The organism is Roseicyclus sp. (genome assembly GCF_018402035.1).
Classification (GTDB): Bacteria; Pseudomonadota; Alphaproteobacteria; order Rhodobacterales; family Rhodobacteraceae; genus Roseicyclus.
Map to the genome: position 1 here is coordinate 317,094 of NZ_JAGYJN010000001.1, position 19,039 is coordinate 336,132.

General features: G+C 60.3%; 18 protein-coding genes. 4 read left to right on the forward strand and 14 right to left on the reverse strand.

Features of this window, described 5'->3' with window-relative positions; translation table 11 throughout:
- The first annotated feature begins 51 nt into the window (after window positions 1-51).
- Entirely contained in the window at window positions 52-1,548 is a 1,497-nt protein-coding gene (locus tag KG698_RS01500; protein ID WP_213683792.1) for a fused MFS/spermidine synthase, read from the forward strand.
- A 28-nt stretch (window positions 1,549-1,576) separates the two neighbouring features.
- On the opposite strand, the gene KG698_RS01505 is transcribed toward KG698_RS01500, so the two are convergent.
- The 10 genes from KG698_RS01505 to KG698_RS01550 all read right to left on the reverse strand — a co-directional run bounded on the left by KG698_RS01505 (window position 1,577) and on the right by KG698_RS01550 (window position 10,579).
- The gene (locus KG698_RS01505) at window positions 1,577-2,800 is read right to left on the reverse strand and encodes a cysteine desulfurase (protein WP_213683793.1); all 1,224 of its coding nucleotides are present in this window, start codon (window positions 2,798-2,800) and stop codon (window positions 1,577-1,579) included.
- Complete coding sequence (locus tag KG698_RS01510; RefSeq protein ID WP_213683794.1) at window positions 2,801-3,391, reverse strand: YIP1 family protein; 591 nt, start codon at window positions 3,389-3,391, stop codon at window positions 2,801-2,803.
- Window positions 3,388-3,897 carry a YIP1 family protein gene (locus tag KG698_RS01515; protein ID WP_213683795.1) on the reverse strand — a complete coding sequence of 170 codons (510 nt, stop codon included), beginning with the start codon at window positions 3,895-3,897 and terminating at the stop codon, window positions 3,388-3,390. The genes KG698_RS01510 and KG698_RS01515 overlap by 4 nt, the downstream gene beginning before the upstream one ends.
- The gene (locus KG698_RS01520; protein ID WP_213683796.1) at window positions 3,897-5,195 is read right to left on the reverse strand and encodes a SufD family Fe-S cluster assembly protein; all 1,299 of its coding nucleotides are present in this window, start codon (window positions 5,193-5,195) and stop codon (window positions 3,897-3,899) included. Before KG698_RS01520 ends, KG698_RS01515 begins: the two co-directional genes overlap by 1 nt.
- Window positions 5,195-5,950: a Fe-S cluster assembly ATPase SufC gene (gene sufC, locus KG698_RS01525; protein WP_213683797.1), complete on the reverse strand. Its 756-nt coding sequence runs from the start codon at window positions 5,948-5,950 to the stop codon at window positions 5,195-5,197. Before sufC ends, KG698_RS01520 begins: the two co-directional genes overlap by 1 nt.
- Before the next feature lie 97 nt (window positions 5,951-6,047).
- Window positions 6,048-6,935, reverse strand: a complete 888-nt coding sequence (locus tag KG698_RS01530; protein ID WP_213683798.1) for an FkbM family methyltransferase — start codon at window positions 6,933-6,935, stop codon at window positions 6,048-6,050.
- A 128-nt stretch (window positions 6,936-7,063) separates the two neighbouring features.
- A complete protein-coding gene (locus KG698_RS01535; RefSeq protein ID WP_213683799.1) occupies window positions 7,064-7,258 on the reverse strand; it encodes a hypothetical protein in 195 nt (64 codons plus the stop codon).
- Window positions 7,259-7,345: 87 nt separating this feature from the next.
- A complete protein-coding gene (gene sufB, locus KG698_RS01540; protein ID WP_213683800.1) occupies window positions 7,346-8,866 on the reverse strand; it encodes a Fe-S cluster assembly protein SufB in 1,521 nt (506 codons plus the stop codon).
- Window positions 8,867-8,968: 102 nt separating this feature from the next.
- The gene (locus KG698_RS01545; protein WP_213683801.1) at window positions 8,969-10,012 is read right to left on the reverse strand and encodes an aminotransferase class V-fold PLP-dependent enzyme; all 1,044 of its coding nucleotides are present in this window, start codon (window positions 10,010-10,012) and stop codon (window positions 8,969-8,971) included.
- 105 nt (window positions 10,013-10,117) lie between these two features.
- Window positions 10,118-10,579, reverse strand: coding sequence for an Rrf2 family transcriptional regulator (locus KG698_RS01550; protein WP_213683802.1), 462 nt, complete (start codon window positions 10,577-10,579; stop codon window positions 10,118-10,120).
- A gap of 167 nt (window positions 10,580-10,746) precedes the next feature.
- Between KG698_RS01550 and KG698_RS01555 the strand changes: the two genes are divergently transcribed.
- Window positions 10,747-11,400: an alpha/beta hydrolase gene (locus KG698_RS01555; protein ID WP_213683803.1), complete on the forward strand. Its 654-nt coding sequence runs from the start codon at window positions 10,747-10,749 to the stop codon at window positions 11,398-11,400.
- Window positions 11,401-11,409: 9 nt separating this feature from the next.
- Entirely contained in the window at window positions 11,410-11,640 is a 231-nt protein-coding gene (locus tag KG698_RS01560; protein ID WP_213683804.1) for a hypothetical protein, read from the forward strand.
- A gap of 26 nt (window positions 11,641-11,666) precedes the next feature.
- Here the strand turns inward: KG698_RS01560 and KG698_RS01565 are convergent, their stop codons facing one another.
- The 3 genes from KG698_RS01565 to recA form a co-directional block, all read right to left on the reverse strand.
- A complete protein-coding gene (locus KG698_RS01565) occupies window positions 11,667-11,957 on the reverse strand; it encodes a DUF1330 domain-containing protein (RefSeq protein ID WP_213683805.1) in 291 nt (96 codons plus the stop codon).
- Between the two features lie 3 nt (window positions 11,958-11,960).
- Window positions 11,961-14,621, reverse strand: a complete 2,661-nt coding sequence (gene alaS, locus KG698_RS01570; RefSeq protein WP_213683806.1) for an alanine--tRNA ligase — start codon at window positions 14,619-14,621, stop codon at window positions 11,961-11,963.
- A gap of 183 nt (window positions 14,622-14,804) precedes the next feature.
- Window positions 14,805-15,884, reverse strand: a complete 1,080-nt coding sequence (recA, locus tag KG698_RS01575; protein WP_213683807.1) for a recombinase RecA — start codon at window positions 15,882-15,884, stop codon at window positions 14,805-14,807.
- A gap of 186 nt (window positions 15,885-16,070) precedes the next feature.
- Here recA and KG698_RS01580 point away from each other — a divergent pair, with 186 nt between their 5' ends.
- The gene (locus tag KG698_RS01580) at window positions 16,071-16,667 is read left to right on the forward strand and encodes a gamma-glutamyl kinase (RefSeq protein ID WP_213683808.1); all 597 of its coding nucleotides are present in this window, start codon (window positions 16,071-16,073) and stop codon (window positions 16,665-16,667) included.
- A gap of 10 nt (window positions 16,668-16,677) precedes the next feature.
- Here the strand turns inward: KG698_RS01580 and KG698_RS01585 are convergent, their stop codons facing one another.
- Window positions 16,678-19,002, reverse strand: a complete 2,325-nt coding sequence (locus tag KG698_RS01585; protein ID WP_300982802.1) for an ATP-binding protein — start codon at window positions 19,000-19,002, stop codon at window positions 16,678-16,680.
- Window positions 19,003-19,039 lie beyond the last annotated feature (37 nt).

Below are 19,039 nucleotides of genomic sequence, written 5' to 3' on the forward strand. Positions count from 1 at the left end.
ATGGCCGCCGCCATGACCTTTGATACTGCAACGACTGGGATGGAGCAGAAAATGACACGCGCAACGCCGCTTTGGCTATTGGTTGGGTTACAAGGTGGGATATCGGCGGCGTCGCTGGTGGTGGAGATTGTGGCGGGTAGGATGCTTGCCCCGCATGTCGGCATGTCGCTTTATACTTGGACCGCTGTCATCGCCATCGTGCTTGCCGGGTTTTCGGCGGGCCATTGGTGGGGCGGGCGCTTGGCCGAGAAACCCGCCCATAGCGCGTTGGCATGGACGGGGGGCGCAATGCTTGCCGCGGCCCTGACCACCGCAGGTGCGGTGCTGATCTTGCCGCTTGTCGCGGGCCCGGTGCTCAGTGTCGTGACAAGCCCGGTCTGGGGCATCACCGCGCTGACGACTCTTGTTTTCTTCCTCCCCTCGTTCTTCGCGGGGGTGCCTGCACCCGTCTTGGCGCAGATCGCGGTCGATACCGCCGAACGCTCTGGCCCGGCGCTGGGGGCGATGTTTGCCTCTGGCGCGGTGGGGGCCATTGCGGGCACGCTTTTGGCAGGGTTCTTGTTCATCGGCTGGCTTGGCTCGGCGTTGACGCTTGTTGTCGTGACCTTGCTTTATATCGCCTCGGGGCTGTTGTTTTTCTGGCTCGCCCGTTCGCGCGCTTTTGGTCTTGCGCTGCTAGCCGGGGCGGCGGCGGCTGGCATGGCGGGGCTGGCGTTGGCGGCACCCGCGCAATGCCATGAAGAGACGCGCTATTTCTGCCTGCGCGTCGATGATCTTTCGGCTGATCCCAATAGCCCCGTGCATCTGATGGTGATCGACCACCTTGCCCATGGGATCAGCGCGCGTGACCTGCCGCAGATACAGTTCACGCCACATGGCGCGATGCTGGATCACCTGTCGCGGCTGCGCGCGCCGCGCGGGGATTTCAGCACCTATGTGATCGGCGGCGGCTCATTCTCGGTGCCGCGCAGTCTGCTGGCGCAAGGGGCTGGCGCGATGACCGTCTCTGAGATCGACCCCGAAGTGACCAAGATGGCCGCCGAGGATTTCTGGTTCGACCTAAGCCGCGCCGATATCTGGCACGAGGATGCGCGCCGCGCGCTGCTGACCCGGCCCGAGGCGGTCTTTGACATCGTGATCGGCGATGCCTTCACCGATGTGGTGGCCCCCGTGCATCTGGTCACACGTGAATTTTTCGAATTGATCGCGGCGCATATGACGCCTGAGGGCAGCTTTTTGATGACCGTGATCGATTATGAAGACAGGCTTGCGGCCCTTGGCTCCATCGTTTTGACGCTGCGCGAGGTTTTCCCCGTGGTCGAGGTGTGGACCCATGCCACCCAACCCGCACCCGGCGCACGGATGGTCTTTGCCGTGGTGGCGGGTGCCGCAGCCACACCCGTGGACCAGTTTACCGCCCCTGCCCCGGATCTGACCGTATTTGGCGCTTTGGGGGATCGCTTCGTGACCGAGTTGGCCGATGCGCGCGGCATGGTCCTGACCGATGATTACGCGCCTATCGACCGGCTGATGGGGCGGCGGGATTGATCCGCGCCGCAGCCTAGGCCCGGTCAATTCAAGCGAAAAGATCGTGGCACAGCTCCAGCGCGTCGATCAGCACATCGACCTCGCCTTCGGTGTTATACATCCCGAAACTGGCCCGACAGGTCGCCGCCAGCCCCAGATGCGCCATCAATGGCCCTGTGCAATGCTGCCCCGCGCGCACCGCGACACCGCGCTTATCAAGCACGGTCGAGATGTCATGGGCATGGGCCGCACCATCAAGCGTAAAAGAAAAGATCGCGCCCTTATTGGCGGCATTGCCCTGAATGTTGAGCCAATTCAGACCTGAAAGGCGGTTTTGCGCATAATCGCGCAGACGCGCCTCATGGGCGGCGATATTCTCCATACCAACGCCCATCATGTAGTCGAGCGCGACACCAAGCCCGATCTGTTGCACGATGCCCGGTGTGCCCGCCTCGAACTTCATTGGCGGGTCGTTATAGGTGACCGTGTCGCGGGTTACTTCACGGATCATGTCGCCACCGCCGATAAAGGGGCGCATCTCGGCCATGCGGGCGGATTTGATATGGATCGCGCCCGAGCCTGAGGGGCCATAAAGCTTGTGGCCTGTCACAGCGTAAAAATCCGCCCCCAGCGCATCAAGATCAAGCGGCATATGCACCGCCGCTTGGCTGCCATCGAGCAGAACCGGCACCCCTTGCGCATGGGCGGCGTCGATCACGGGCTTCACATCGAAGATCGTGCCCAGCACATTCGACATATGCGACATGGCCACCAGCTTTGTGCGCGGGCCGATCGCGTCGATCATGGCTTGCGGGTCAAGTGCGCCGTTCGCGTCCACATCGACCCATTTCAGCACCACACCTTGGCGTTCGCGCAAGAAATGCCACGGCACAATATTGGCGTGATGCTCGGCGATGGTCAGCACGATCTCGTCACCTGCCTGCATGCGCGGCATGGCCCAGCCATAAGCGACAAGGTTGATCCCCTCGGTCGCACCCGAGGTAAAGACGATCTCATCTTGGTTCTTCACACCCAAGAACCGCGCGATTGTGGCGCGCACGCCCTCGTATTTCTCGGTGGCGAGGTTCGACAGGTAATGCAGCCCGCGATGCACATTGGCGTATTCTTGGCTATAGGCATGGCTGATCGCGTCGATCACCACCTGCGGCTTTTGTGCCGAAGCCCCATTGTCGAGATAGACCAAGGGCTTGCCATTCACCTCGCGCCCGAGGATTGGAAAATCGGCGCGAATTTTTGCGATGTCATAGCTCATTCAAACCGTCCCGAACCCGATGCCAAGCAAGGTCAAGATCAAGCTCAGCGCGAAAATGATCCCAAAAGCGGTCAAAATCGTCGCGACAAAGATCATACCAAGCGATGTAAAGCTATGTAGCGCGGCAATAAAATTAACCAGTAGCCAAAAGAACAGCCCCATCGCCAAGATGGTAATCAAGCCTGCAACAGGCGGGATCACCAACATCGCCAATAGCTGCACCACCTGCACGCACAGGAAAATAAATTGCAGCCAGATGATCAGCGCAAGCGCACCCTCAAAGCTGCCCGTCCCGCCAAACCAACGGCCGATCAGCGTGATGGCATGGGCGATCACGAATAAAAACGCCGCCTGCACCAGGCCCATGGTCACGGGCGAGACATTCAGCGCACCCTCTGGCGGTGGCGGCGTGATCAGCACGACCAACTCACCCAAGAGCATCGACAAAACGACGACCAAGCCGAACGCGATCCGCAGCGCTTGCACCGAAAGGTGAAGGCCAAGGATCGTCGCCGCACCAGCACGCGGGTTTGTGACCGTCTCACGCGCCAAGCGCAGCAAATGGCCCAAATTCATGAATTCAGTGCTCACGCCGCCACCTCTGCTTCTGCTGCGCGTTCGGCCTCGGCCAAGCACAGGGCCCAGATCGTCAAAAACGCTAAAAGCAAGATCGCACCCACCACGCTCAGTGCCGGACCCGGCCCGATAAAGCCCGCAACCAGCCCATGCAACAGCCACGCAGGCGAGCTGGCCAAAAGCGCCCAAAACAGCGCCAGCCGCGCCGAATACCAACTGCCGCGTCCGCCAAAGAGCCGCGCGACCAGATGCGTCAGCCCCGCCAGCCCATAGGCCATCAAGGGCCAGATCATCAGCATGGCGAAAAAGGTGATCGCCATCTGCGCCTCAAGCGGTGCTTGGCCTTCGCTCGCGAAATAGCTCTCGCGGCTCAGGCGCGGCCATTGCGCGATAAAGATGACCAGACAAGCGGCAAGCAAGATGGCCAGCGCGCGATCCTCGCGCCGGCCCATCGCCAATAGCTTGCGCATGACCTGCGTGGGCCTGCGCCATGTCGCCACGATGTCGGTCGAGACTGCCATCAGCCCTGCCTACGCCGCCCCAGCCAAAGCTCTAGCCGGTTGCGAATATCGGCGGATAGGCGTTCATCTGCAATCTCGGCAATCGCCTCATCGATGAAGGCCAGCACCAGCAGATCGGTGGCGACATCACGCGGCACACCGCGCGCGCGCAGGTAGAAAAGCGCTGTCTCATCAATCGCGCCGGTAGTCGAGCCATGCGAACAGCTGACATCATCGGCATAAATCTCAAGCTCGGGCTTGGCCAAGAACACCGAATCCTCGTCAAGCAACAGCGATTGGCTGATCTGGTAGCCATCGGTTTTCTGCGCGCCGGGCTTGACCAAGATCTTGCCCTGAAACACGCCCACCGCGCCATTGCGCAGCACTTTCTTGAAGACCTGACGGCTTTCGCAGCGCTCGGCATCATGGGTGATGAAGACGGTATCATCATGGTGGAACGCGCCCTGCGCCCCATCGCCAAGGGCTGCCCCCGCCACATGCGCGCTGGCATCATCGCCCGATAGGGTGATAACATGCTCATTGCGTGTCAGCACGCCATTGCCAGTCAAGGTAAAGGATTTGTACTGGCTGCGCGCGCCCAGACGGGCAAAGATATGCGTCGCTGCCCGGCGTTCATGATCGCGCCCTTGGGTGCGGATATGGTGGAAATCGCCATCATCGGCGAGGCTAATCTCTGTCACATTGTTGAAGCGTGCGGCGGCCGGTCCATTCTCAAGCAAGGTCAAGGATGCCCCGCTTTCAACCCGCACGACATGGTGCACCATCGCGTCCGACGCTGAATCATTGTGCAGATAGACCAAGCTGATCGGCTTTTCGACAATGCCCGTGGCGCGAATGACAACGCCGTCACTGGCAAAGGCGGTGTTGAGGGCTGCCAAGGGCCGGGCAACGGGCGATTGGCCCGCTGCCTCCAGCACGCCGTAATGCTCGCGCGCCCAATGCAGATCCTTGGCCATCACATCGCTCAAACGCTCGATCGTGACATGGGTCAACGCCAGATCATCTGATTGCGCGGGATCGAAGACACCATCGACAAACACGATGCGCAGCCTGTCGATTTCGCCGAAAATCGGCGCCTCATCATCGACATGGAGCGCCGCGCGCGGTGCGGCGGCCTGCGTCAGGCTGCTGGGGTCGGTGTATCGCCAGTATTCATCGCGCCGCGCGGGCAGGCCCATGGCGCGCAGCCGCGCCAACGCCTCGGCGCGCGCGGTCTGCGCCCAGCCCTTTGATTGCGGCATCGCCAAAGCACTGATGCGGGTTTCGGTAAGATCAAGCTTGGTTTGTGCCACAGCCATTACGCCACCTCGGCCAGAATATCGGCATAGCCGTTCTTTTCGACCTCAAGCGCCAGTTCCGGACCGCCGGTTTTCACGATGCGCCCATCGGCCATGATATGCACCACATCGGGCGCGATATGATCGAGCAAGCGCTGGTAATGGGTGATGACCAAAAAGCCCCGCCCGCTATCGCGCAGCGCATTCACACCATCGGCCACGAGCTTCATCGCATCGACATCAAGGCCCGAATCCGTCTCGTCCAAGATGCACATCTTGGGTTCCAACATCGCCATCTGAAGGATTTCATTACGCTTTTTCTCGCCACCCGAGAAACCCACATTGACCGGGCGCTTGAGCATATCGGCGTCGATCTTCAACGCCTTGGCTTTCTCGCGCACCAGCTTGAGGAAGTCGCCTGCGCTGATCTCATCCTCGCCACGGGTCTTGCGCTGCGCGTTCAGCGCCGTGCGCAAAAAGGTCATGTTGCCGACGCCGGGAATTTCGACCGGGTATTGAAAGGCCAAGAAAAGCCCCGCCGCCGCGCGTTCCTCGGCCTCCATCGCCAAAAGGTCTTCCCCCTCCAGCGTGGCCGACCCATCGGTCACTGTGTAACCATCACGGCCAGACAACACATAGGACAAGGTCGATTTGCCCGATCCGTTCGGCCCCATGATCGCATGCACGCGCCCCGCCTCGACCGTCAGATCGACGCCTTTGAGGATTTGCTTGTCTTCATCCTCAAGCTTCACATGCAGGTTCTTGATGGTCAGCATAAATCGGTTCCTTCGGTCAGTGCATCATGAGATGACGGCGCGCGCCGCGCATCGGGGTATTGTTTGTGCCATGCTGGTCTCGTTTGAAACGCATGGCTCAGCCCGCTTCTCGTGGGCTGACAAAGGGTAACATGTCGAGATAGTCGTGGATTGCAGAGGCGGGTAGCACGCCACGCGCCTCAAGCTGCGCCATCGCTGCGACGGCAACATCTTGGCTGTCGAAAACCGCATCGGCAAGGATGGCCAGATGCTTGAGCCCTTCATCATCGATATGCGACAGCGACAGCACATCGCGGACGAAAACCACATCGCCATCGACAAACTGGCTCCGAAACTTGCGCATATGCATCCGCTCGGCAAAGGGGCCGCGGAATGAAAAGCTTTTCGTCGTCAAGAGCTTGTGCAAGACATACCCAAGGGGCGCAAGCGTGGTCATCTGTTTATCAAGCAAGGGTTGATCCACATAGAGCGGCACAGCTGCGGCTTCGGTGATCACGCATAATGCCTTGGCGAGCTTTTTCTTGCCGCCTTTGAACACCTCGACCTCGCCCCCTTGAATATCGATCTTCAGAAGATCGAAATCGGGAAGCTCGTCCATATCGTCAAGCTTGCGGGTCTTGAGCTTGATCCGCTCGACAACGCGGCCGCTCTCGTGAAAGCGCTGCAGCGCATCAAAGGTGTCGCGATTAGGCTCAAGCGTCGAGGTCAAGCCGGACGAGGCGCAGATCCGGAGCTCGGCGGTTTTTCCGGAACCAACAGCATGCGGCAAGTAATGTTCATGCGGGCCCGCTTCGGCCACAAGCTGCGCAAACGCCTCGGGCTGCGGCTCAAAGCCCCAAACCTCGCACAGTCCTGCGGCGAGCAATGGGGCATAGGGTGGCGGGCTCAGCGGGTTTGCCCCCACATCCACAACCCGCGTCAAGCGCTGCGGCGCCAGTGTTTTGACCAGCGCGCTGACGCGTGATTTATCAAATCCAATACCCATTACTCTACCCTTCACACACCGATACAAAACGCCCATCGCAGCGCATGACGCAGACTGCGCCAAAGCGGCGTGACCCTCAGCCATTGGACTGATCCGCCGTTGCGTTGCGATGCCCTGCGCGATCACTTTTACCCTCGCATCACAAGCTTGGCTGACACATGCGACACGACCGTCGCAACAACAGCCGAAAACGCCGCCAGTCCACGACCGCCGGGTTGCCAAATGCCATATGTCAGCGTCATCAAGATCACCACGCCAATCGCGACAAGAAGCGCGTAGCGCGGACGCGGCTCTGCTGCCGTCAACCAAAACTTCCAATCCATCGTGTCGTCTTACCCTCAGAAAAACACTGCTATTGCTTGCCGCCATGCTTGATGCATGCGCGGTCAAACCTTGCGCGCCGTCCTAAATTACCCCACCGACCCCTCAAGGCTGATGGCCACAAGCTGTTGAGCTTCCATGGCAAACTCCATCGGCAGCGCTTGCAGCACTTCGCGCGCAAAGCCGTTCACGATCAAGGCCACGGCCTCTTCCTCGCCCATGCCACGCGAGCGGCAATAAAACATCTGATCATCATCCACCTTGGATGTCGTGGCCTCATGCTCCACCCGGCTAGAGTTATTCTTGACCTCGATATAGGGCACGGTATGCGCGCCGCATTTATCGCCGATCAGCAAGCTGTCACACTGGGTATAGTTGCGGCTGTCCTTGGCCTTTGGGTGCATCGACACCAGCCCGCGATACGTATTCTGCGCGCGCCCCGCGCTGATCCCCTTGGAGACGATGCGCGATTTGGTCCGCTTACCCAAATGCACCATCTTGGTGCCGGTATCGGCCTGTTGGGCATTATTGGCGATCGCGATGGAATAGAACTCGCCCTGTGAATCGTCGCCCCGCAAAATGCACGAGGGGTATTTCCACGTGATGGCCGAGCCGGTCTCGACCTGTGTCCACATCACCTTGGAGCGGTCGCCGCGGCAATCGGCACGCTTGGTGACGAAATTGTAAATCCCGCCCCGCCCTTCGGCATCGCCGGGATACCAGTTTTGCACGGTTGAGTATTTGATCTCGGCATCCTCAAGCAGCACAAGCTCAACCACGGCGGCGTGCAACTGGTGGGTTTCGCGCTTGGGCGCGGTGCAGCCTTCCAGATAGCTGACATAGCTGCCCTTGTCGGCGATGATCAGCGTGCGCTCGAACTGGCCCGTATTCTCGGCGTTAATGCGGAAATAGGTCGACAATTCCATCGGGCAGCGCACGCCCGGCGGTATATAGACAAACGATCCATCCGAAAACACGGCGCTGTTGAGCGTCGCAAAGTAATTGTCCGTGATCGGTACGACAGAGCCGAGGTACTTCTTGACCAGTTCGGGATGTTCGCGGATCGCCTCGGAGATCGAGCAAAAGATCACGCCCGCCTTTTTCAGCTCGGCTTGAAAGGTGGTGCCGACGCTGACACTATCGAAAACCGCATCGACGGCAACCTTGCGCCCCTCGCTGGGCATATCTTCGGCCCCCTCGACACCGGCAAGGATCATCTGTTCCTTCAGCGGGATGCCGAGCTTCTTATAGGTCGCCAAAAGCTTGGGATCGACATCATCAAGGCTTTTGGGCTTTTCGGCCATGCTTTTGGGGCGGGCATAGTAATACTGACTTTGATAATCGATCGCGGGATAGTTCAGCATCGCCCATTCGGGTTCTGCCATCTGCTTCCAGCGCTTGAACGCCTGCAAGCGCCAATCGGTCATCCATTCCGGCTCTTCGTTCTTTTCCGAGATCAGACGCACGATGTCTTCGTTCACACCCTTGGGGGCGTAATCCATCTCGATATCGGTGGACCACCCGTATTTATAGGTGCCGCTCATGGCCTGAACAGTTTCGACCGTCTCGCGGTCAACGCCGTCGCGGATATCGGTATCAAGTGCGGCCATGGTCTTTCCTCCGTCGCACCGGCCTGCGCCGGTCATTTCCAAGGGGCGAAAACGCGGCCCCGTCCTGTTCGTCGCCCCCGCGCGCTGAGGGCGTGATCCGTTTTAGCGCGCGCGCTCAGCAGCCCGCCTGCGCGCGGCCAACCACAGATCGGCAAAGGTCAAAACCTCGGCCTCTCGCGTCTGGGGGCCAAGCGACACCCGCAAACCGGCGGCGGCATGCGCCGCGTCATAACCCATCGCGCGCAACACGCCGCTCGCCTTGACCTTGCCAGATGAACAAGCCGAGCCTGCCGAAACGGCCACCCCCGCCAGATCCATCTGCATCACCTGCGTCTCCCCTCGCCAACCCGGCGTGAGGATGAAACTGGTGTTCGGCAAACGTGCGACGCCTTTCCCGACTAAAATAGTCGATTGCGCATCATCTTCCAGTATCTTTTCTAGAATATTTCTAAGTTGCGCAACCCTTTCCCAAACGCCATCGGCTAAATCTTGTGTTGCCGCGGCCGCCGCCGCGCCAAATCCCGCGATGCCGATGACATTCTCTGTGCCCGCGCGCCGACCCATTTCTTGCCCGCCGCCCCGGATCTGTGCGCCAAGATCCAAGCCTCGCTTGATGATCAAGGCCCCGATGCCCTTGGGGCCACCGATCTTATGGGCCGAGACAAAGGCCATCTCAATGCCTGACCAATCAAAGGCCAAGGGCAGTTTGCCAAACCCTTGGGTCCAATCGCTGACCGCAAGCCCGCTTGGCAAATCCTGTACGATCCCGGTCTCGGAATTGGCCAGTTGCAAGGTCGCACGCGGCGGATCAGTGATCTGCACAAGGCCGGATTGATCCACGGCCAGAACTTCGCGCGTCCACGCGCGCACCGCGTCATGTTCGATCCCTGCGCCATGCAGATCGCGCCCGGCCAAGGCCAGCGCTGCGGCCTCGGTCGCGCCTGAGACAAAAACGATATCGGCCCCATGCGCGCCCAAAGCGGTGGCAAGCGCAGCGCGCGCCTGTTCGACAATCGCCTTGGCCGCGCGCCCCTCGGCATGGACCGAGGATGGATTGCCCACCACATCCATGGCCGCAATCATCGCGGCGCGGGCCTCGGGCCGCAAAGGTGCGGTCGCATTATGATCGAGATAGATCCGTGCCATCACGCCCCTGCTTCACCTGTCTGGAAATACGCCCACGGTCCATGATCCTGCGCGATGCGCCTCTGAGCGGAGGCCACACGATTTTTCGTCTGAAAAATCGCATCCTCACCCCTCATCGACGACTTCGAATAACGTCGGCACCGCAGGGCACGGGGTCAGCTCGTTTTGCACCACATCCGACAGCCGGGTCTGGTGCAAGAACACATAGACATGCGCCGACATGCTTTCCCAAAGCCGGTTGGTCATGGATTGCGCGCGGCTGCCAGACACGGCCCCCGTGGCGCCCGCGCCTGTGTGCAGCGCGCTGACCGTCTCATCGACGGCGGCAAAAATCTCGACCACCCGGATCTCGGACGGAGGGCGGCCCAGCTTATAGCCGCCACCCGGGCCCCGCACCGACTCGACCAGCCCCGCGCGCCTGAGCTTGACGAACAACTGCTCAAGATAGGGCAGCGAAATATCTTGCCTGCGCGACAGTTCGGACAGTGTCATCAGCCCATCGCCTTGCATCATCGCAAGATCGGCCATCGCGACCATGGCGTAACGGCCTTTGGTGCTCAGCTTCATTGCACCCCATCCCCCTTGCAAAGATTGACCTTTACCGTCCGCGCGCTTAACTGCAAAGCAACCCGGTCGCGCCGTAGCGCGTTCGGCACGATTTGGAATGGTTCTAGGCAGCGGCCCCCGATGCGTCAAGCACGGCCACCGCCCAAGCCACGGCAAGGAGAGACATTTTGCCTGAGGTGATTTTCCCCGGCCCCGAGGGTCGGCTCGAAGGCCGCTACCACCCGCAAAAGGCCAAGGATGCGCCCATTGCCATCATCTTGCACCCGCATCCGCAATTTGGCGGCACGATGAACAATCGCGTGGTCTATAACCTCCACTATGCGTTCCATAAAATGGGTTTTACCGTGCTGCGGTTCAACTTTCGCGGTGTGGGGCGTAGCCAAGGTGAGTATGACCAAGGCATCGGCGAGCTAAGCGATGCAGCCTCGGCGCTTGATTATTTGCAGGCGATGAACCCCAATTCCAAGCATTGCTGGGTTGCGGGCTTTTCCTTTGGCGCATGGATCGGGATGCAGCTTTTGATGCGTCGCCCCGAGATCACCGGGTTCATCTCGGTCGCCCCGCCCGCGAATATGTATGACTTCTCGTTCCTTGCACCCTGCCCTGCCTCGGGCCTTGTGATCAATGGCACCGCCGACCGCGTGGCCAAGCCGCAAGATACGCGGATCTTGGTCGATAAGCTGCACGAACAAAAAGGCATCACCATCACCCATGAAGAGATGGAGGGTGCCGGCCATTTCTTCGAAGATCCCTATATGGATCCGATGATCGACAGTGTGCAGGCTTATGTGCGCCGCCGCTTGACGGAAAACACCCGCTAAGGACCAACGATGAGCCGCATCGCCGAGGAGATTGCCGATCAACTGGCTTGCGATACAATCGCGGCGGCCGAAGAGCTCGGCGATGAGCGGCTGATCGAACAGGTCGCGGCCGCGATCGGCACCTCCTCACCCACCACCGAAGAGCTGTTTCGCACATTGGTGCGGGTGCGTTTGGCGGCTGCACGCGGGCGCAAACTTCTTGATCAGAAAAGATCGGCCAGCGCGCCTGCGCGGGAATAATCGGCGTGCAACCTTTGGGCTACGCCCTACTGCACGGCCTCGACCAGCACCAATTCACGCTCGCATGCCCCTATGGCATGGCTGATCGCCTCTTGGTAGGTGGCGCTCTCATAGCAAGCATTGGCCGCCTCTAGGCTGGGGAACACCGCCACCACATTGCGCGGATGGGCGCGCCCCTCTTTTTGAATGGCGGTGCCGCCGCGCACCAAAAACTCACCCCCATGCGCGGCGATGGCTTTTGTCGCCAATGCCGCATAGCGGCCATAGGCGGCGTCGTCGGTGACGGTCACATGTGCGATCCAATAGGCCTTTGGCATGCGTTATACTCCCTTGAGAACCTCTTGCGCGGCAGCAATGGCCGCGCTGGCATTGGCAACATCCTTGCCGCCGCCTTGGGCAAAATCGGCCCGTCCGCCACCACCTTGACCGCCGAGTTCAGCAACCGCCGCGCGCACCAATTCCACCGCCGATAGCCGCCCGGTCAGATCATCGGTCACACCGGCCGCAACCGCAGCCTTGCCGCCCGTATCGGCGATGAGCAATACCGCACCCGATCCCAAGCGCGCCTTATGATCATCGATCAAGCCCGCCAGATCACGCGCGGTCACCCCGCCAAGGGCTTGGGCATGAAAGGCGATACCATTGATGCTGTCCACCGCCTGCGCCGCGTGATCCGCACCGCCCGCCATCGCCAACTGTCGGCGCATTTGCGCCACTTCGTTCTCAAGGCGTTTGCGCTCATCTTTCAAGATGCGCACACGCTCGAGAACCTCATCGGCGGTGGCGTTCATCTCTTGCGCGACGGCCTGCATCCGCCGGTCCTGCGCCGTGAGATAGGCCAAGGCAGCAGGGCCTGTCAGCGCCTCGATCCGCCGCACGCCCGAGGAGGACGCGCTATCGCCCAACGCCACGAAAAGACCGATATCGCCCGTCTGGCGCACATGGGTGCCGCCGCAAAGTTCCAGCGAATAGGTCTGGCCATCCATCCCCTTGCCCGACCCGGCCTGATTGCCCATCGACACCACGCGCACCTCGTCGCCGTATTTCTCGCCGAAAAGCGCCTGCGCGCCCAGATCGCGCGCCTCATCGGGTGTCATGATGCGGGTTTCAACGGCGCTGTTTTGGCGGATGAAGGCATTCACCTCGGCCTCGACCCCAGCCAATTCCTCGGCGCTCAGCGCCTTGGCATGGCTGAAATCAAACCGCAGCCTGTCGGGCGCGTTGAGCGAGCCACGCTGGGCGACATGATCGCCAAGCGCGCGGCGCAGCGCCTCGTGCAGCAGGTGGGTGGCCGAGTGATTGGCGCGAATATCGCTGCGCCGCGCATGATCGACGAGCAGTTCGGCACCCTGACCGGGCAAAATCTCGCCGCTGATCACCTCGGCCATATGCAAGAACAGCCCCGCCACCTTCTTCGTATCATTCACCCGTGCGGTGCCGGTGGCCGTGCGGATCAGGCCGGTATCGCCGACCTGACCGCCGGATTCAGCGTAAAACGGTGTCTGATTCACGATGATGGCCAGCCCCTCGCCCGCGCGCACGTGTGTCTGCACCACACCATCCCGCACCAAGGCAGTGATCTGCCCTTCGGCGATTTCGGTGTCATAGCCCAAGAACTCGGTCGGCCCGCCTTGATCGGCCAGATCAAACCAGATCGCGGCATCGGCCGCCTCGCCCGACCCTGCCCAAGCGGCGCGCGCCTTGGCCTTTTGCGCATCCATCGCGGCATCAAAGCCGGATGTATCGACCGCGCGCCCCTTTTCGCGCAGCGCATCTTGCGTCAAATCGAGCGGGAAGCCGAAGGTATCGTAAAGCTTGAACGCCGCCTCGCCGGGAAGATCGGCACCATCGGGCAACTGCGCGAGTTCATCTTCCAGCAATTTAAGACCACGATCGAGCGTGGTGCGGAAACGCTCTTCTTCCAGCTTCAATGTCTCAGTGATCAAAGCTTGCGCGCGGCCAAGCTCGGGATAGGCTTGGCCCATCTGTGTGACAAGCGCAGGCACCAGCTTGTGCATCATCGGGTCTTTTGTGCCGAGCAGATGCGCATGACGCATCGCGCGGCGCATGATCCGGCGCAGCACATAACCACGCCCCTCGTTCGAGGGCATGACACCATCGGCGATCAAGAAAGAACAGCTGCGCAGATGGTCGGCAATCACGCGGTGATGGATATTCTTCGGCCCATCAGGATCGACCGAGGCCGCATGGGCCGAGGCCTCGATCAACGCGCGCATCAGATCGGTATCGTAATTATCGTGCTTGCCTTGGAGTAGCGCGCCGATCCGCTCCAGCCCCATGCCGGTATCAATCGATTGCATATCGAGCGGGCGCATCGTGCCATCGGCGAATTGCTCGTTTTGCATGAAAACGACGTTCCAGATCTCGATGAAACGGTCGCCATCCTCATCGGCGCTGCCCGGCGGGCCGCCCCAGATGTGATCGCCGTGATCATAAAAAATCTCGGTGCAGGGGCCACAGGGGCCGGTCGGGCCCATCTGCCAGAAATTGTCAGAGGTCGCGATGCGGATGATCCGATCCTCGGGCACACCCACCTTTTTCCACAGCGCATAGGCCTCGTCATCGGTGTGGTAGACGGTGGTCAAAAGCCGCGATTTATCGATCCCAAAATCGCGGGTGATCAATTCCCATGCAAAGGGAATGGCGTCATCTTTGAAGTAGTCGCCAAAGCTGAAATTGCCCAGCATCTCGAAAAACGTGTGATGGCGCGCGGTATAGCCCACATTGTCGAGGTCATTGTGCTTACCGCCCGCGCGCACGCATTTCTGCGCGGTGGTGGCACGTTTGTAGTCGCGATGCTCAAGCCCGAGAAACAGGTTCTTGAACTGCACCATCCCTGAGTTGGTGAACATCAAGGTCGGATCATTGCGCGGCACCAAGGGGCTGGAGGCCACGACCTGATGGCCGTTACGCTTGAAGTAGTCGAGGAAGGTGGAACGGATATCGTTGAGGCTGGCCATCGGATCTCGCGCGCGCAATGTTTTGATCACACGCCATCTATTCCCCTGACCGGCCCATGTCCACAGGATGATGCCGCATCACATGGGCACGAAAGGTAAAAGGCGGCCTCCGGGCCGCCTTTCATGCGCGTATTCTCCGCCGGGGCGTGGGCCATTTCTGCGGTCGGCCATCCGCAAGCGCGATTAGTCGTCGATCATATCCATCGGGGCATCATCATCGCCTGCGCTGATCGAGAAATCCAAACCATGCGCGGCGCGGATCTTATCTTCCAATTCCAAGGCAGTGGCGGGGTTGTCGCGTAAGAACTGCTTTGCGTTCTCACGCCCCTGCCCGATCCGCTCATCGCCATAGGAATACCAAGAGCCGGATTTTTCAACCACACCCGCTTTGACACCCATATCGACCAGCTCGCCGGCCTTGGAGATGCCTTCGCCATACATGATGTCAAACTCGACCTGCTTGAAGGGGGCCGCGACCTTGTTCTTGACCACTTTCACGCGGGTGGTGTTGCCGACAACCTCTTCACGATCCTTGATTGAGCCGATACGGCGGATATCAAGCCTGACGGATGCGTAGAACTTCAGCGCATTGCCGCCAGTGGTTGTCTCTGGGCTGCCGAACATCACGCCGATCTTCATCCGGATTTGGTTGATAAAGATGACCATGCAATTGGAGCGCGCGATCGAGCCCGTCAGCTTGCGCATCGCCTGAGACATCAGGCGCGCATGCACACCGACCGAGCTGTCGCCCATATCGCCTTCGAGTTCAGATTTCGGCGTGAGGGCCGCAACCGAATCGACCACCACCATGCTGACCGCGCCCGAGCGCACCAGCGTATCGACAATCTCAAGCGCTTGTTCGCCAGTGTCGGGCTGGGAAATCAAAAGCTCGTCAAGATTGACCCCAAGCTTCTTGGCATATTGCGGGTCAAGCGCGTGTTCAGCGTCGACAAAGGCGCAAACCCCGCCCTTTTTCTGCTCTTCCGCGATGCAATGCAGGGTCAGCGTGGTCTTGCCCGAGCTTTCGGGGCCGTAAACCTCGATGATCCGGCCCTTGGGCAGGCCACCGATGCCAAGGGCGATATCAAGGCCAAGCGAGCCTGTCGATGTCGCCTCGATGTCGCGCATGGCGTTGTCGCCACCCAGCTTCATGATCGAGCCCTTGCCGAACTGGCGTTCGATCTGGGCCAATGCGCTATCGAGCGCCTTTTGTTTGTCGGCGGAAATGCGGTTTGTCATATCGAGAAGCGTTGCCGTTGCCATTACGTTGACCTCCTTATTCCACGTCACGGCTGGCGCGGCAACGGGATGCTCATGTTCACCTCTTGTTCTGTTTCCCTTTTGCAAACAAAACAAGAACACTTCAAGTAAAATCTTGCACGCACTCAGAATTGCGATGAAGGGTTAAGGAAAGGTTGATCTTGTGCGCCTGCCATGGGGAATTATGTGATGCTATTGTTTTGGCATGCGAAATTGGTGCTTTTGGCGGTACCAAAAACCGGCACGACAGCGCTTGAGGCGGCCCTTTTGGCGCATGCTGATACGGCGATTCTCAACCCGCCCGAGCAAAAACACCTGACCGCGCGGCGCTGGCGCAACCATTTGGCACCCTTCTTCGAGACGCGCGGTGCGCGGCGGTTCGAGACCATGGCGATCATCCGCGAGCCGCGCGATTGGTTGGGTAGCTGGTATCGTTACCGCGCCCGCCCCGAGATTGCAGGCAGCCCGACAGCAACAAGCACAATGGATTTCGCGCAATTCGTCACCGGATGGCTCAGCGATCCCGAACCGGAATATGCCCGCGTTGGGCGGCAGTCGCGCTTTGTCTCCAATGCCCAAGGCAAGGTGATCGTCGATCACCTGTTCCGCTACGAAGACTTGCCACAAGCGGTTGATTTTCTTGAGGCGCGATTGGGCGTGTGCTTGGCGCTTGGGCGGCACAACCCCTCGCCCAAGGCAGATCTCACGCTGCCCCCCGCGTTGGCCGCGCGGCTACAACAGGAGGCGGCGGCTGATTTTGCCCTTTGGGCAGGTTTAGCTCGCTAGGGCCAAAGCGCTAGGGCAGTTGCCGCTGCACGGTCTCGGTCAAATCAGCCAAGGAGAATGGCTTGGGCAAGAAGACCGCGTTTGGAACCGCGATTGCGCCATCCTCAAGCTGATCTTCGGCATATCCCGACACAAAGATCACCTTCACGCCGGGCCGATCACGCAAGGCACGCCGCACCCATGTCGGCCCATCCATCCCCGGCATCACGACATCGGTCAGGAACAGATCAATCTTGAGCGCCTCATCGGCAAGCTTTTCAAGCGCCTCTTCGGCGCAGCCAGCCTCGATCACGGTGTAGCCGTTCAGCCGCAGCGCGCGCGCTGCAAAGGCGCGCACAGGCGCTTCATCCTCGACCAAAAGCACAACGCCACCGCGCTCATCGATGCCCGGATCACCTTTTGCGCCAGAGGTTTTGGCCGTGATCGGCGCGGGGCTTTTTGGCACCACTTGCTGGGCCGGAGGATCGAAAGCCGGGCAATAGATGGTAAATGTGCTGCCAACCCCCACCACACTATCGACAAAGATATAACCGCCCGTTTGCTTGATGATGCCGTAAGCCATGCTGAGGCCAAGCCCCGTCCCCTCGCCTTGGCGTTTGGTGGTGTAGAAGGGCTCAAAGATGCGGTGGCATTTGTCGGGCGCGATCCCATGCCCCTGATCACACACGCGGATCGTGACATAGCGGCCCGCCGGCACCTCGGCCCGGTCACGATAGAGAGGCTCGGTCAAGCGCACCATACGGGTTTCAACACGCACCTCGCCCCCGTCTGGCATAGCATCACGAGCATTGACCACAAGGTTCATGATCACCTGATCAAGCTGGCGTCGATCCGCCCGGATCGGCAAAAGACCGGGGTCATGGCTGAGCGTCAGCGTGATCTTTTCACCCACCAACCGGTTCAGCAGATGGGTCAAATCCCCCATCGTGTCGCGCAGATCGAGAATCTCAGGCTCAAGCGTCTGTTTGCGCGAAAAGGCCAACAATTGGCCAACAAGGGCAGCGGCGCGGTTGGCATTTTGGTTAATCTGGACCAGATCGCCGTAATCGGGATCACCTTGATCATGGCGCAGCAAAAGCAAATCGCAATGCCCTGCGATGGCGGTCAGCAGATTGTTGAAATCATGCGCAATGCCCCCCGCCAATTCGCCGATCGCTTGCATCTTCTGGCTTTGGACGAATTGCTGTTCCAGCGTCTTGAGTTCGGTCGCGTCATGCAGGACCGCCAAAAGCGATGGGCCGCCGGCATCGGTGATCCGGCTGAGGGTGATTTGCAAAAACACCTCCTCCGCGCGGCGGCGCGCGCGCACCACCTCCGAACGGTCGGGGATCCGCTCGGCCAGCGTATCCATGACCCAATCATTCACCGGCCGGCCCAAACCCTCGACGAATTGGGACAATGGTCCGGTGGCGGGTTCGACAATCCCCAACAGGGTTTGCGCATGCCGATTGGAGGCCAGCAAACAGCCATCCGACCCGATATGTAGCAAAGCAACAGGCAGCGATTCAAAGGCGCGCGCGGCAACCGTCGCCGCGGGCGGATCGGCAAGGCCCGGCACGATGTAAACCTCGCGCCGCCCATCGCGCGACGGCACGATGACGGGCACAACACCCACCTCACCATGAGCGCCGCGCATAATCGCCCGTCGCCCCGCCACCACATCGGGGTCGACGAAAACATCAGCCATCGCGGTCCGTCGTCGCCCCAACACCGCGCGCATGGCAGAGTTCATCGACAAGATCGTGTCCGATTGGCTGACCACCATCATCGGCAATGCGATCCCATCGCCCGAATGTGGGGCGGCACCGCCTTGATCATCGATCCGCCAAAAGATGCCGCCCGTCACACGATGTGCCGTAATTCGCACAGCGCCACGCGCGGTCAGCACGGTCTCATGCGTCACGGATTGGCGTTCCAGCGCATTCTCGGTCCGAAAAACCACAGCGGTAGCATTGGGCAACATCCCAATGATTGCACGCGCCATGGATTGGCCCAAAGGCTCACCAAACCGGCGCGCGCTTGCCGCATTAATGGCCACGATTGCGCCTGTCTTATCGGTGCAAAAACATGGCGCTGGATCATGCTCCATGATGCGCAGGGCGGCACGCAAACCGGCCCGCAAGCGCCCCTGTGTGAGCATCGCGGCGCTCACCATGAGCAAGCAAGCCGACAAAGACCCACCCGCAACTGCCCAAAGCGCAAAGGACAGGCTCGCGTGATCCACAAAGATCGCGGCCAATAATGCGACCAGTCCAAACAGCAACAGGACCAGCGGTTGCAGGCGCGCCCACGAACTCCCACCGATCATCCGCGAAACCATTTGATCCGAGTTCAAGACACCCTCATCTTCACTACATCGCGACCCTGCCAAG

What these genes read in the sequence shown, in the direction of transcription:
- KG698_RS01500 (WP_213683792.1), top strand. Translation starts at nt 52, where the DNA reads ATGACACGCGCAACGCCGCTTTGGCTATTGGTTGGGTTACAAGGTGGG.
- KG698_RS01505 (WP_213683793.1), bottom strand. Translation starts at nt 2,800, where the DNA reads ATGAGCTATGACATCGCAAAAATTCGCGCCGATTTTCCAATCCTCGGG.
- KG698_RS01515 (WP_213683795.1), bottom strand. Translation starts at nt 3,897, where the DNA reads ATGGCAGTCTCGACCGACATCGTGGCGACATGGCGCAGGCCCACGCAG.
- KG698_RS01520 (WP_213683796.1), bottom strand. Translation starts at nt 5,195, where the DNA reads ATGGCTGTGGCACAAACCAAGCTTGATCTTACCGAAACCCGCATCAGT.
- sufC (WP_213683797.1), bottom strand. Translation starts at nt 5,950, where the DNA reads ATGCTGACCATCAAGAACCTGCATGTGAAGCTTGAGGATGAAGACAAG.
- KG698_RS01530 (WP_213683798.1), bottom strand. Translation starts at nt 6,935, where the DNA reads ATGGGTATTGGATTTGATAAATCACGCGTCAGCGCGCTGGTCAAAACA.
- KG698_RS01535 (WP_213683799.1), bottom strand. Translation starts at nt 7,258, where the DNA reads ATGGATTGGAAGTTTTGGTTGACGGCAGCAGAGCCGCGTCCGCGCTAC.
- sufB (WP_213683800.1), bottom strand. Translation starts at nt 8,866, where the DNA reads ATGGCCGCACTTGATACCGATATCCGCGACGGCGTTGACCGCGAGACG.
- KG698_RS01545 (WP_213683801.1), bottom strand. Translation starts at nt 10,012, where the DNA reads ATGGCACGGATCTATCTCGATCATAATGCGACCGCACCTTTGCGGCCC.
- KG698_RS01550 (WP_213683802.1), bottom strand. Translation starts at nt 10,579, where the DNA reads ATGAAGCTGAGCACCAAAGGCCGTTACGCCATGGTCGCGATGGCCGAT.
- KG698_RS01560 (WP_213683804.1), top strand. Translation starts at nt 11,410, where the DNA reads ATGAGCCGCATCGCCGAGGAGATTGCCGATCAACTGGCTTGCGATACA.
- KG698_RS01565 (WP_213683805.1), bottom strand. Translation starts at nt 11,957, where the DNA reads ATGCCAAAGGCCTATTGGATCGCACATGTGACCGTCACCGACGACGCC.
- alaS (WP_213683806.1), bottom strand. Translation starts at nt 14,621, where the DNA reads ATGGCCAGCCTCAACGATATCCGTTCCACCTTCCTCGACTACTTCAAG.
- recA (WP_213683807.1), bottom strand. Translation starts at nt 15,884, where the DNA reads ATGGCAACGGCAACGCTTCTCGATATGACAAACCGCATTTCCGCCGAC.
- KG698_RS01580 (WP_213683808.1), top strand. Translation starts at nt 16,071, where the DNA reads ATGCTATTGTTTTGGCATGCGAAATTGGTGCTTTTGGCGGTACCAAAA.